This is a genomic window from Microbispora sp. H10836 (assembly GCF_012999525.1).
Taxonomy (GTDB): Bacteria; Actinomycetota; Actinomycetes; order Streptosporangiales; family Streptosporangiaceae; genus Microbispora.
In genome coordinates this window covers 124,469-137,571 of sequence record NZ_JABBWU010000009.1, presented here as the reverse complement: position 1 = coordinate 137,571, position 13,103 = coordinate 124,469, and the positions used below count along the sequence as shown (strand labels likewise).

Below are 13,103 nucleotides of genomic sequence, written 5' to 3'. Positions count from 1 at the left end.
ATATCCCAAGACGATCCGGCGGGTCAGGCCGCAGGCCCGCCCAGGCGCACCAGCTCCCGCAGGGTCTCGTGGGGGAGGTCGATGCCGGCGAAGGTCAGGAACCGTCCCATCGGCATCGACGAGGCCATCCGCAGCCCGTCGGCGTCGTGCTCCGCGGGCCGTTCGCTCCTCCCGGCGGTCAGGACCTTGAGGAGAGCCGGCCCGGCGTGCGGATGGGACAGCCACTCGCCGAGCGTCGAGTCGAGCGACACCACGGGGACGGCGGCGTCGCCGTCGAGGCCGATCGTCGTCTCGGCCACGACGGACGAGGCGTTCTCGCCGATCTGGATCGTGTAGTCGCCCGGCGCCACCACCCACCGGCCGAGCGGGACGTCGTAGTAGGCGAACGCCCGCCGGCCGAGGAGGAGGGTGACCGTGCGCGACTCGCCGGGGGCGAGCGCGACCTTCGTGAAGGCCCGCAGCTCCCGGGCCGGCCGCCGCACGGGACCCGCGGTGGTGGCGACGTAGACCTGCACGACGTGCTTGCCCGCCCGTCCGCCGGTGTTGGTCACCGTCACGGTGACGGTCGCCGTGTAGTCGCCCGTACGCACGACCCTGAGGCCGCTGGTCGCGAACGTCGTGTAGCTCAGCCCGTGGCCGAACGGGTAACGCACGGGCCGCTCGGCCGTCTCGTGGTAGCGGTAGCCCACCATGACGCCCTCGCCGTAGCGCACGTGCCCGGCCTCGCCGGGGAAGTTGAGGTAGCTCGGCGTGTCCTGCAGCCGGAACGGGATGCTCTCGGCGAGGCGCCCGGAGGGGTTGACGACACCGAACAGGAGGTCGGCGACGGCGGAGCCGCCCGCCTGGCCGAGCAGCCAGCCTTCGAGGACGGCGTCCACGTCGTCGTGCCAGCCCTCCAGCGAGACGACGCCGCCGTTGGACAGGACGACGACCGTACGGCGGGCCGCGGCGGCGACGGCGCGGATCAGCTCGACCTGGGCGGCGGGCAGGTCGATGGTCTCCCGGTCGAACCCCTCGGACTCCTCCCGCTCGCTGAGGCCGGCGAAGACGACGGCGACGTCGGCGGCCGCCGCGGCCTCGGCCGCCGCCTCGCGGAGCTCCCGGTCGTCGCCCGTTCCGTCCAGCGAGAACCCCTGGGCGTAGGCGGCGTCCGGGGCGTGGGCGCGGATCGCGTCGAGCGCCGCGTCGACCCGGGTCGCGTTGATGTGGGAGCTGCCGCCGCCCTGGAACCGGGGCCTGACCGCGAACTCGCCGATCACGGCGATGCGGGTGTCCGCCGGGAGGGGGAGCGTGCCGCCCTCGTTCTTGAGCAGCACGGCGCACTCGGCGGCGAGCTCACGCGCGAGCGCGTGGTGGGCGTCGGCGTCGAACGCGCCGGACACGCCGCTGTGGCGTGCGGTGAGGGCGACGACGCGGCGCACGCTCGCGTCCACCACGGCCTCGTCGAGCTCGCCCGCGCGGACGGCCTCCACGACGCGCCGGTCGCCCGCGCCGCCGGTGCCCGGCATCTCCAGGTCGAGCCCGGCGGCCAGCGCGGCGGCCCGGTCCTGGACGGCGCCCCAGTCGGAGACGACGACGCCGGAGAAGCCCCACTCGCGGCGCAGGACGTCGGTGAGCAGCCACCGGTTCTGGGAGGCGTAGACCCCGTTGACGCGGTTGTAGGAGCACATGACGGTGGCCGGCCTGGCCTCGGTGACCACGCGCTCGAACGCGGGGAAGTAGATCTCACGCAGGGTGCGCTCGTCCACGTCGGCGCTGACCCGCATGCGCTCGGTCTCCTGGTTGTTGGCGGCGAAGTGCTTGACCGACGCGCCCGGCCCCTCGGCCTGCAGCGCGGCGACGTGCGCCGCCCCCAGGACGCCCGACAGCAGGGGGTCCTCGGAGTAGTACTCGAAGTTGCGCCCGCACAGCGGCGACCGCTTGATGTTCACGCCGGGGCCCAGCACGACGGCCACGCCGAGGGCCCGGCCCTCCCGGCCGACCGCCGCGCCGATCCGGGCGGCCACCTCGGGGTCCCAGCTCGACCCGACCGCGACGGCGGGCGGGAAGCAGGTGGCGGGCATGCTGTCGTTGATGCCGAGATGGTCGGAGCCGCCGGCCTCCCGGCGGACGCCGTGCGGCCCGTCGCACAGGGCGATGGAGGGGATCCCCGCCTGCTCCAGCGGCTTGGTCGTCCAGAAGTCCCGGCCCGACAGCAGCGCGGCCTTCTGCTCAAGCGTGAGCGCGTCCAGTGCGAGCGCGCCGAAGTCGGTCCGGGCCAACGGGGAGGCTCCTTCCACGGGGGTGATTCACATCGTCTTACACAGAAGGAGCAACGGCGCGTGCTCCGGGCAGGGGAATCCGGCAGGCGGACGGCCTGCCGCCCGCCTGCCGCCTGTCACGGTCAGGAGGCCGGTTCGGGCGTCCGCGCGTGCGTGGTGAGCCGCCGGGCCCGGCCGAGCACGACGGTGTCGCCGGTCAGCAGGATCTCGGCGCGCAGCGGGCGCTCGGCGGCGGACGGGCCGGCGGTGAGCGCGATCGCGCCAGGCTCGACGATCCGGCGCAGGTCGGGGCCGGTGTAGGAGAAGGCGTCGGCCGGCACGTCGAAGACCACCTCGCGGGTCTCGCCGGGCGCGAGCGGCACCCGGGCGAAGCCCACGAGCTGCGCGACGGGCCGGGCCACCAGCGCCACCGGGTCGGTGGCGTACAGCTGCACGACCTCCTCCGCCGCCCTGGAGCCGGTGTTGGTGACGGTCACCCGCGCCTCGACCGTGCCGTCCGTGGGGCACCGCTCCGCGGAGGTCGTCAGCGCGTCGTACCGGACCGTCGTGTACGACAGGCCGTGGCCGAAGGGGAACGCCGGGGTCGGGTCGGACACGGAGATGCCGTCCGTCCGCAGCCCCAGGGGCGGCTGCAGATACGTGGAGGGGTTGACGAACGGGGAGCCGGGGATCTGGACGGGCAGGCGGCCCGAGGGCTCGATCCGGCCGCTGAGCACCCCCGCGATCGCCGCGCTTCCCTCCACGCCCGGCAGGAACGCCTGGAGCGCGGCGGCGGCGCGGCCGGCGTAGGGGCCCACCGCGTACGGACGGCCGGACACGACGACCAGCACGACCGGCGTGCCGGTGGCCAGGACCGCCTCGGCCAGTTCGCCCTGGACGCCGGGGAGTCCGAGGTGGTCGGCGTCGCAACCCTCGCCGGAGGTGCCGTTGCCGAACAGTCCGGCCCGGTCGCCGACGAACAGCAGCACGAGGTCGGACTCCGCGGCCAGCGCGGCGGCCTCGGCGATGCCCGAGGTGTCGTCGCCCGACACGTCCGCGCCCCGCGCGAACCGCAGGTCGGCGGCGGGGAACTCGGCCCGCAGGCCGTCGAGGACGGGGGCGATGGGCAGGCCCATGCCGTGGTCGGGGAAGCGGTCGAGCACGTGGTTCGGGAAGGCGTAGCAGCCGAGCAGGGTCTGCGGGTCGTCGGCGCACGGGCCGACGACGGCGATCCGGGCGGCCGTCCCGGCGGCCAGCGGCAGCACGCCGGCGGGGTTGCTCAGCAGCACGACGGACCGCTCGGCGACCGTGCGGGCCAGGTCGCGGTTGCGGGGGCCGTCCAGGTCGACGTCGCCGGCGCCCTCGGGCACGAGTGGCCCGCCGTCCAGCAGGCCCAGCTCGATCTTCTGCACCAGCACCCGGCGGACCGCCTCGTCGACCAGCGACTCCGCCACGTGGCCCGCCCGCACCTGCTCGACCATGCGCTCGCCGTAGCCGACCGTCTCCGGCAGCTCCACGTCGATGCCCGCGCGCAGCGCGATGGCGCCGGCGTGCGCCTCGTCCTCGGCGACGTGGTGGTTCATGGCGAGGAACGGCACCGCCCAGTAGTCGGCCACGACCGTGCCGTCGAAGCCCCACTGGTCGCGCAGCACGCGCCGCAGCAGGTCGGCGTTGGCGGCGACGGGGACGCCGTCGATGTCGGTGTAGGAGTTCATGACCGACCGGGCGCCGCCCTCGCGGATCGCCGTCTCGAACGGCGGGAGGATGACGTCGGCCATCTCCCGGGGGCCGATGCTGACCGGCGCGTGGTTGCGGCCCGCCCGGGAGGCGGCGTAGCCGGCGAAGTGCTTGAGCGTCGCGATGATCCCGGCCTCCTCGAGGCCGCGCACGTACGCCGCGCCGATCTGGCCGACGAGGTAGGGGTCCTCGCCGAGCGACTCCTCGACCCGGCCCCACCGGTAGTCGCGTACCACGTCGAGGACGGGGGACAGGCCCTGGTGGACGCCGACGGCCCGCAGGTCGTCCCCGATGGCCCGGGCCATCCGCTCCACGAGCGCGGGGTCGAAGGTCGCGGCCCAGGCCAGCGGCGTGGGATAGGCGGTCGCGCCGTACGTGGCGAACCCGGTCAGGCACTCCTCGTGCGCGATGGCGGGGATGCCGAACCGGTTGGCCGCCACCACCTGCTCCTGCAGCGAGCGCAGCCCGGCCGCGCCCTCGGCCGGGCTCACCGGCGCCGTGCCGTACACGCGGGTCAGGTGACCGACTCCGCCGCGGATCCGGTCGTCGAGGTTCGCGCCGTCCTTCATGAACAGGTCCTGCAACGGGGCGACGTTGCCCGACGCCGCCTGGGATCCGGCGGTCGAGATGTCGACCCAGACCGAACCGAGCTGGGCGACCTTCTCCTCCAGCGTCATCTCGGCCAGCAGCGCCTCCACGCGCTCGTCGAGAGGCCGCTCGGCGTCCCGCCAGGGCGCGATGCCCGGCGCGTCTACGAATGTCATGACATCCCTTGCTTGTCGATCCACCGCGGGGGGCCGGAAGACCGAAAGTTTCCAGATTAGGACCGATAGTTTATGTGGACTCTAGGTCGATGCGCTGGAGCGCGTCAAGGAATCGGACGGGAGATATCCGAAACATTCGGGTGAGTGACCGAAAATGGGCGCTAAACTGCGGCCATGACGACGACCAGGGAGCCGACACCTCCGGAACGCACGCCCTCCCGGCCGCTGACCATCGCCCAGATCGCCGAGCTGGCGGGGGTGTCCCCCGCGACCGTCTCCAAGGTCGTCAACGGCAGGTCCGAGGTCGCCCCCGAGACCCGCGCCCTGGTCGAGGACCTCATCCGCGAGCACGGATACCGCCGGCAGAAGAAGCGCCCCACCGCGGCCCCTCTCGTCGAACTCGTCTTCCACGAGCTGGAGGGCGCGTACGCGATGGAGGTGATCAAGGGGGTCGAGCAGGTGGCGCGCGAGCACGACCTGGCGGTGGTGGTCTCCGAGCTGCAGGACCACCGGCCTCCCGCCAGGGGCTGGATCGAGGGCGTCATCGGCCGCCGCCCCTGCGGCGTGATCGTGGTCTTCTCCGGTCTCACCGGGGCCCAGCGCGAGCAGCTCAGGACGCGTGACATCCCCTTGGTGCTGGTCGATCCCACCGGCGACCCCGGGCACGAGCTGCCCTCGGTGGGGGCCGGCAACTGGAGCGGCGGCCTGTCGGCCGCGCGGCACCTGCTGGAGCTGGGGCACCGGCGCATCGCCCTCATCACCGGCCCCGCCCACGCCCTGTCCAGCCGCGCGCGGCTCGACGGGTTCCGCGCGGCGATGGACGCCGCGGGCGTGCCGACGGACCCGGCGCTCGTCCGGCAGGGCGACTTCAGCGTGGAGGACGGCCTGGCGCACGCCCGTTCCCTGCTCGCCATGCCCCGGCCTCCGACCGCCGTGTTCGCCTTCAACGACGCCCAGGCCATGGGCGTGTACCAGGCGGCCCACGAGATGGGGGTGCGCATCCCGGGCGACCTGAGCGTGGTCGGCTTCGACGACGTGCCGATGGCGCAGTGGCTCATCCCCGCGCTGACCACGGTGCGCCAGCCGCTCACCGAGATGGCCGCCGCCGCCACGACCATGGTGGTCGCCCTCGCCCGCGGGGAGACCCCGCCACAGAACCGCCTGGAACTCACCACCAGCCTCGTCGTCCGGGGGAGCACGGCGCCGCTCGCCGCCTGAAGTTTCGGATACCCGATAGAAATTTCGGCCAACGTCGGGACCGTGCGGGCACGAACGGGTTGCCGCGAAAGCCTCGGGGCATCCGTGGTCACGAGGCCGCGCTCGCCGGACGGCAGGCGTCCGGTATCGCCGTTCTCGCCGAAACTTTCAGCCCGCGTACTCGGCCGCCCACTCGGCCCGGCTCGCGGTCCGTCGCCCCCGGAGGCGGTGCCGAGCCCGGCAAGGAGCGGCACCCGCCTGCTGCGGGCCGCGCGGACGGCCGGAGTAAAGTACGCGAAATGTTCGATATGCCCAGATCGGTGAGGTAGCGGGTGGCGGGGGTACAGGCAGTCCTGAGGCGCGTCACCCTCGACACCCGCCCTCTGAGCATTCCCGCGTACCGGCGGCTGCTGGTGGGGCAGGGCGTCTCGTTCATCGGCTTCCAGCTCACCTCGGTGGCAGTGAGCGGGCAGGTGTACAGCCTCACCGGGTCGTCCCTGTGGGTGGGCCTGCTCGGGCCCGTCAGCCTCGTCCCACTGGTCGTCTTCGGCCTGTGGGGCGGTGCGGTCGCCGACGCGGTGGACCGCCGCCGGCTCCTGCTGGCCGGTTCGGTGGTGGCCTGGCTGTCCACCGCCGCCCTGCTGGTGCACGCCTGGTCGGGGATCGGCAGCGTCCACCTCATCCTCGCCGTCATCGCCCTGCAGTCGATCGGCTTCGCCGTGACCTCGGCGACGCGCGGGGCGATCATCCCCCGCATCGTGCCCACCGAGCGGGTCCCCGCGGCCAACACGCTCAACTTCCTCGTCAGCAGCATCGGCACGGTGGTCGGGCCGCTGCTGGCCGGCGTGGTGCTCGCCAAGGGCGGTTACGCCACCGCGTACTTCATCGACGCCGTCCTGTTCGGCGCCGGCTTCTACGCGGCCGTACGGCTGCCGGCGCTGGCGCCCGTCGGCGAGATCTCCCGGCCGGGCCTGAGGTCGGTCGTCGACGGGCTCGCGTACGTGGTGAGCAGGCCCGTCGTGCTCATGTCGTTCGTGGTGGACATCATCGCCATGGCGTTCGCGATGCCGAGGGCGCTGTTCCCCGAGATGACGGCGGAGCGTTTCGGCGGATCGGCGGTGGCGTTCGGCTGGCTGTCGGCGAGCATCGCGATCGGCGCGGTAGTCGCCGGGGTGTTCTCCGGCTGGGTCGGCCGGGTGCGCCGGCAGGGGGTGGCGCTCACGCTCGTGATCGCCCTGTGGGGCGTCACGGTGGCCGCGGCGGCGCTGGCGCAGCCGTTGTGGCTGGTCGTGGCGCTGCTGGCGATCGGCGGCGCGACCGACCTCGCCTCCGCCGTGTGGCGGCAGACGATCCTGCAGACCTACGCGCCCGACGAGATGCGCGGACGCCTGCAGGGGGTGTTCATGGTCGTCGTCGCGGGCGGGCCCCGCCTGGGCGACCTGCGGGCGGGCGCGACCGCGGACGCCTTCGGACTCGTGCCCTCCTGGGCGGGCGGCGGCCTGGTGTGCGCCGTGCTCGTCCTGCTGGCCGGCTTCGCCGTGCCCGCGTTCCGCCGGTACGACGCCCTCGCGAGCCGCCCGGACTCCCGCTGAGCCCTTCGACCCGGCCGGGCCTCAGGGCCGGGCCTCGCCGCGTACGCAGAAGGAGATGGGGCTGCGGACGCGCCCGGGGAAGACGAAGCGCTCCAGCGGCCCGACGGTGAATCCGGCCGCCTCGACGGCCGCCACGCTGTCGCGGCCCGTGTGGCAGCCTCCGGTAAGGCGCGGCCACACGGTCGCGTCCAGCAGGTCCTGCGCCCTGGCCCAGCCGCCGGGGGCGGCGCGGACGTGTTCGAGGAAGCGAAGCCGCCCTTCCGGGGCCAGCACGCGGCGGATCTCCCGCAGCCCGGCCACCGGATCGGGCAGCGAGCACAGCACGAACGACACCACCGCCGCGTCGAACTCGCCGCTCGCGGCGGGCAGCCGGCCGGCCAGGCCGCAGACGACCTCGATCCGCACCGGCGACCGGCGGGCGGCGTCGAGCGCTGCCGCGCGCAGCCGCGGTTCGGGCTCGACGGCCAGCACACCCGTGACGGACGGCGGATAGCAGGAGAAGTTGAGCCCGTTGCCCGCGCCGACCTCGATCACCCGGCCCGACAGCCCGGCCACCAGCGCCTCGCGCTGTGCGGCCATGCCGTGCCGGTCGAGCACCCTGCTGAACCACGTGTAGAAGCGGGCGAACAGTGGATGGCTGACCTCGGTAACCGGCATGACGTCCCCCTCCCCCGTCCCGCCTTCATTCCCCGCTGCTCGGCGGAGAGGCATTACCGAATCCGGGCGATCCGGACCGTGGTCGCCACAGGTCCTCGTGGGTACGGGCTCCGATGGACGATGCGGTGGGTGACGCGGTGCATGTCGCGGTGGGACGCCGCGGCGCGCGCGGAAAGGAAGCGACCATGACCTCTGCCGTGACCCCTGCCGTGACCCCTGCGGTGGAACCCGCCACCCGGCTGCCGCTCATCGGCGACCGGGCGCCCGACTTCGAGGCCGACAGCACGCACGGGCCGGTCCGGCTCGCAGACTACGCCGGGCGGTGGCTCGTGCTGTTCAGCCACCCGGCCGACTTCACCCCGGTGTGCACCACCGAGTTCGTCGCGTTCGCCGAGCTCGCGCAGGAGTTCGCCGCCCGCGACGTCGCCCTGCTCGGCAACTCGGTCGACTCCGTGCACAGCCATCTGGCCTGGATCCGGGCGATCGAGGACAAGCTCGGGGTGAAGATCCCCTTCCCGATCATCGCCGACCTCGACACGCGGGTGTCCCGCGCGTACGGCATGCTCCACCCGAACGCGTCGGCGACCGCGGCGGTCCGCGCGGTGTTCGTGATCGACCCGGAGTCGGTGGTCCGCGCGATCCTCTACTACCCGATGAACGCGGGGCGGATGGTCCCCGAGATCCTCAGGCTCGTGGACGCGCTCCGGACGGCCGACCGCGACGGCGTCTCCTGCCCGGCGAACTGGCGGCCGGGCGACGACGTGCTGCTGGGCGCGCCGAAGACCCAGGCCGAGGTGGAGGCCAGGATGGCCGACGAGCGGCTCAAGCTCGTCGACTGGTACCTCGCCGCCCTGCCCGGCCACGGCGCCTGACCGTACGCCCCCGCCTCGTGACGCGGCGGGGGAGGGGCGACCACGCGGCCCTTGGTCCGGTAGAACTCTTTCGTGACTCATACAGTGACAAACTGGGCGGGCAACATCACCTTCCGGGCCGAGGCGGTCGAGCGGCCCTCCTCCGTGGAGGAGGTGCGCGGCCTGGTGGCGCGCGGCGAGAAGACCCGCGTGCTGGGCAGCGGCCACTCCTTCAACCGCATCGCCGACTCCCCGGGCCTGCTCGTCTCGCTGGACGCGCTGCCCCCGGAGATCGAGATCGACAGCGCGTCCTCGACGGTCCGGGTCGCCGCGAGCGTCCGGTACGGCGAGCTGGGCCGCCGCCTGCACGACAAGGGCTACGCCCTGCCCAACCTCGCGTCCCTGCCGCATATCTCGGTCGCGGGCTCCTGCGCGACCGGCACCCACGGCTCGGGCGACGCGAACGGCGGTCTCGCCACGTCCGTACGCGCGATCGAGATGGTGACCGCGGACGGCGACCTCGTCACGCTGGACCGCGACACGGACGGCGACCGCTTCCCCGGGGCCGTCGTCGCACTGGGCGCCCTCGGCGCCGTCGTCGCCATGACGCTGGACGTCGTGCCGTCGTTCGACGTCCGCCAGCGCGTGTACGAGGGCCTGCCGGCCGAGGTGCTGGACGGGCAGTTCGACGCCGTCATGTCCGCCGCGTACAGCGTCAGCCTGTTCACCGACTGGCGTACCTCCCGCATCAACCAGGTCTGGGTGAAGGAGCGGGCCGGCGCGGCCGACGCGGATCCCGCCGAGGCGGCGGCGGTGAGCGGGCTCGCGGGGGACGCGGCCGCGGGCGGCCTGGAGGGGGCCACGGCCGCCGGGGGCCTGCACGGCGCCGAGCCGGGCGGCGGCTTCTTCGGGGCGACGCTGGCCGACGGCCCGAGGCACCCCGTGCCGGGCATGTCCGCGGTGCACTGCACGGCCCAGATGGGCGTCCCCGGCCCCTGGTTCGAGCGGCTGCCGCACTTCCGGCCCGACTTCACCCCCAGCAGCGGGGAGGAGCTCCAGGCGGAGTACATGGTGCCCCGGCGGCACGCGGCCGAGGCGTTCCGCGCCCTCGACGAGATCCGCGACCGCATCGCCCCGGTGCTGCAGATCTCCGAGATCCGTACGATCGCCGCGGACGACCTGTGGCTGAGCCCGAGCCAGGGCCGCGACACGGTGGCCTTCCACTTCACCTGGATCAAGGACCCCGGCGCCGTGACGCCCGTGCTCACCGCGATCGAGGAGCGTCTCGCGCCGTTCGGCGCGCGGCCCCACTGGGGCAAGCTCTTCACCCTCCCGCCCGACGTCGTGCGCTCCCGCTACGAGCGCCTGGACGACTTCGCGGCGCTGGCGCGGCACTTCGACCCCCGGGGCGTGTTCGCCAACGAGTTCGTCGAGCGGTACGTCCTCGGCCGCGCCTGACGCCCCTGCCGGATTCGGCCCGTGAAGGCCGGGTACGTCCTCACGGGATCACGAGGCAGGACGATGCGCATCGAGGACTACGCGCTCATCGGCGACATGCACACGGCCGCCCTGGTCGGACGCGACGGCTCGGTCGACTGGCTGTGCCTGCCGCGCTTCGACTCCGGATCCTGCTTCGCGGCGCTCCTGGGCGGCCACCCGGCGGGCCGCTGGCTGCTGGCCCCCGCCGGGGGCGGGACGTGCACCGGGCGCCGCTACCGCGACGGTGCGCTGGTCCTGGAGACGACCTGGGACACGCCCGGCGGGTGTGTCCGGGTCGTCGACTTCATGCCGCCGCGCGGCGAGGCGCCCGACCTCGTGCGGGTGGTGGAGGGCGTGCGGGGCCGGGTGGAGATGCGCACGGAACTGCTGCTGCGCTTCGAATACGGGGCCGTGATCCCCTGGGTGCGGCACCGCGAGGGAGAGGTGGCGGTGATCGCCGGTCCCAACGCCGCCTGGCTCCAGACGCCCGTCGAGCTCACCCACGACTCCCGCCTCCGCGGGACGACCGCGTCGTTCTCCGTCGCCGCGGGAGACCGGGTGCCGTTCGTGCTCACCTGGCAGCAGTCGTGGCGGGACCGGCCGCGGCGGCTGGAGGCGGCCGGGGAACTGGCCGCCACCGACCGGCTCTGGAGGCGGTGGCTCGGCGGCTGCCGCTATCGGGGGGATTACGGCGAGGCCGTGGGCAGCAGCCTCCTCGCGCTCAAGGCCCTCACGTACGCCCCCACCGGCGGCGTCGTCGCGGCGCCCACGACGTCGCTGCCGGAGCGGATCGGGGGCCCGCGCAACTGGGACTACCGCTACAGCTGGCTGCGCGACGCCTCGTTCACCCTCCGGGCGCTGATGGACGCGGGATACGCCGACGAGGCGACGGCGTGGCGTGACTGGCTGCTGCGGGCCGTCGCGGGGGACCCCGCCGACCTGCAGATCATGTACACGGTCGACGGCAGCAGGCACATGCCCGAGTGGACTCTCGACTGGCTGCCGGGATACGAGGGGTCGCGGCCGGTGCGGATCGGCAACGACGCCTCCGGCCAGTTCCAGCTCGACGTGTACGGCGAGGTGATCGACTGCCTCTACCAGGCCAAGGAGTCGGGCCTGCGGCCGGACGAGGAGGCCTGGGAGCTGCAGCGCGCGCTCATGGACTATCTGGAGGGGGCGTGGCGTGAGCCCGACAACGGGCTCTGGGAGGTGCGCGGCCCGCGCCGCGACTTCGTCCACTCCAAGGTCTTCGCCTGGGTGGCGGCGGACCGGATGGTCCGCTCCGTCGAGAAGCAGGGCCTCGACGGCCCGGCCGGCCGCTGGCGCGCCCTGCGCGAGGAGATCCACCGGGACGTGTGCGCGCACGGCTACGACGCCGACCGGAACACCTTCACCCAGTTCTACGGGTCGAAGGGCCTCGACGCGGCTCTGCTGCTCATTCCCCGGCTCGGCTTCCTTCCGGTGGACGATCCCCGCGTCGCGGGCACGGTCGACGCCGTGTGCCGCGAACTGACCGAGGACGGCCTCGTCCTGCGGTACCGGCCCGAGGCCGACGACGTGGACGGACTGCCGGGCGGCGAGGGCGTCTTCGTCGCCTGCTCCTTCTGGCTCGCCCACGCCCTCGCCCTGCTCGGCCGCCGCGAACGGGCGCGGCGCCTGTTCGAGCGCCTGCTGTCCCTGCGCAACGACGTCGGCCTGCTGTCGGAGGAGTACGACGTCGGCCGCGGGCGGCAGGTCGGCAACTTCCCCCAGGCCTACAGCCACGTCTCCGTCGTCAACGCGGCCCAGGCTCTGGCGGCGCCGGGTCCATCTGCCTGACAGATGTCGTCCATCTGTTTCCCGCGCGTCTCGCGACCTACCCCAGGCCACCTGCCGCGTTGCATGATGCAAGTGAGGGCCGCGCGGGTCCGGGGAAACCCGCGACCGCGGCCCTGTCGGGGGAAAGAGGTGACGCACCATGGTGCAACCAGGTCTGGCACGACGCCCGGACGCGACGGAGCTGCGCCAGACGTACGATCGCGCGGGGTCGACCGTGCCCGCGCAGGTCATGGACGGAGTGACGTTCCTCGCCGGGCTCTATCTCGCCATCTCGCCGTGGGTCGTGGGCTTCGCCGGGTTCGGCGGCCTGGCGATCAACAACCTGATCATCGGGCTGACGGTCGCGGCGCTCGCGCTGAGCTGCGCGTCCGCGTTCGGCCGCACGTACGGCGTGAGCTGGGTGGTGCCGGTGCTGGGCGTCTGGACGATCATCGCGCCGTGGGTGATCCGCGGCCAACCGGCCACCACCGCGACCATCTGGGACAACGTGGTCACCGGAGCGATCATCTTCCTGTTCGGCCTCGGCGCGCTGGCGTTCGCCGCGAACTACCGGCAGCACGAGAGTGGCGGCCGACGACGGCGGGGGGTCGGCGCACCGGGCGGCCAGTGGTAGCCGCCGTCAGGCCAGGCCGCGTACCCGTGGTTTCCCGTCATCGGGCGCGCGTACGCGTCCTGGCCGGTCGCATGAAGGCGGCCGGATAACCGGTTGCGGCCGCGCGCGGACGCGTGGGAGGGTACGACCGCTTCACAGCACGCGTACAGACGAAG

At 73.6% G+C, this 13,103-nt stretch carries 9 protein-coding genes; 6 read left to right on the top strand and 3 right to left on the bottom strand.

The window, feature by feature from the left end; all coding sequences use genetic code 11:
• Positions 1 to 23: 23 nt before the first annotated feature.
• Positions 24 to 2,261 (bottom strand): glycoside hydrolase family 3 C-terminal domain-containing protein, encoded by a 2,238-nt coding sequence (locus tag HHX30_RS18335; protein WP_169983191.1) that lies wholly within the window; start codon positions 2,259 to 2,261, stop codon positions 24 to 26.
• 122 nt (positions 2,262 to 2,383) lie between these two features.
• Positions 2,384 to 4,741, bottom strand: a complete 2,358-nt coding sequence (locus tag HHX30_RS18330) for a beta-glucosidase (protein ID WP_169983190.1) — start codon at positions 4,739 to 4,741, stop codon at positions 2,384 to 2,386.
• A 174-nt stretch (positions 4,742 to 4,915) separates the two neighbouring features.
• Here HHX30_RS18330 and HHX30_RS18325 point away from each other — a divergent pair, with 174 nt between their 5' ends.
• Both HHX30_RS18325 and HHX30_RS18320 read left to right on the top strand, forming a co-directional pair.
• Positions 4,916 to 5,959 carry a LacI family DNA-binding transcriptional regulator gene (locus HHX30_RS18325; RefSeq protein WP_169983189.1) on the top strand — a complete coding sequence of 348 codons (1,044 nt, stop codon included), beginning with the start codon at positions 4,916 to 4,918 and terminating at the stop codon, positions 5,957 to 5,959.
• 311 nt (positions 5,960 to 6,270) lie between these two features.
• Positions 6,271 to 7,530 carry an MFS transporter gene (locus tag HHX30_RS18320; protein ID WP_169983188.1) on the top strand — a complete coding sequence of 420 codons (1,260 nt, stop codon included), beginning with the start codon at positions 6,271 to 6,273 and terminating at the stop codon, positions 7,528 to 7,530.
• 21 nt (positions 7,531 to 7,551) lie between these two features.
• Here HHX30_RS18320 and HHX30_RS18315 read toward each other — a convergent pair whose 3' ends face one another.
• Positions 7,552 to 8,187 carry a class I SAM-dependent methyltransferase gene (locus tag HHX30_RS18315; RefSeq protein WP_169983187.1) on the bottom strand — a complete coding sequence of 212 codons (636 nt, stop codon included), beginning with the start codon at positions 8,185 to 8,187 and terminating at the stop codon, positions 7,552 to 7,554.
• 185 nt (positions 8,188 to 8,372) lie between these two features.
• Between HHX30_RS18315 and HHX30_RS18310 the strand changes: the two genes are divergently transcribed.
• The 4 genes from HHX30_RS18310 (at position 8,373) to HHX30_RS18295 (ending at position 12,948) form a co-directional block, all read left to right on the top strand.
• Positions 8,373 to 9,059: a peroxiredoxin gene (locus tag HHX30_RS18310; RefSeq protein ID WP_169983186.1), complete on the top strand. Its 687-nt coding sequence runs from the start codon at positions 8,373 to 8,375 to the stop codon at positions 9,057 to 9,059.
• A gap of 72 nt (positions 9,060 to 9,131) precedes the next feature.
• On the top strand, positions 9,132 to 10,496 hold the full coding sequence (locus HHX30_RS42735; protein ID WP_169983185.1) for a D-arabinono-1,4-lactone oxidase: 1,365 nt from the start codon (positions 9,132 to 9,134) through the stop codon (positions 10,494 to 10,496).
• A 63-nt stretch (positions 10,497 to 10,559) separates the two neighbouring features.
• On the top strand, positions 10,560 to 12,335 hold the full coding sequence (locus tag HHX30_RS18300) for a glycoside hydrolase family 15 protein (protein WP_169983184.1): 1,776 nt from the start codon (positions 10,560 to 10,562) through the stop codon (positions 12,333 to 12,335).
• A 139-nt stretch (positions 12,336 to 12,474) separates the two neighbouring features.
• The gene (locus HHX30_RS18295; RefSeq protein WP_169983183.1) at positions 12,475 to 12,948 is read left to right on the top strand and encodes an SPW repeat protein; all 474 of its coding nucleotides are present in this window, start codon (positions 12,475 to 12,477) and stop codon (positions 12,946 to 12,948) included.
• The last annotated feature ends 155 nt before the right edge of the window (positions 12,949 to 13,103 follow it).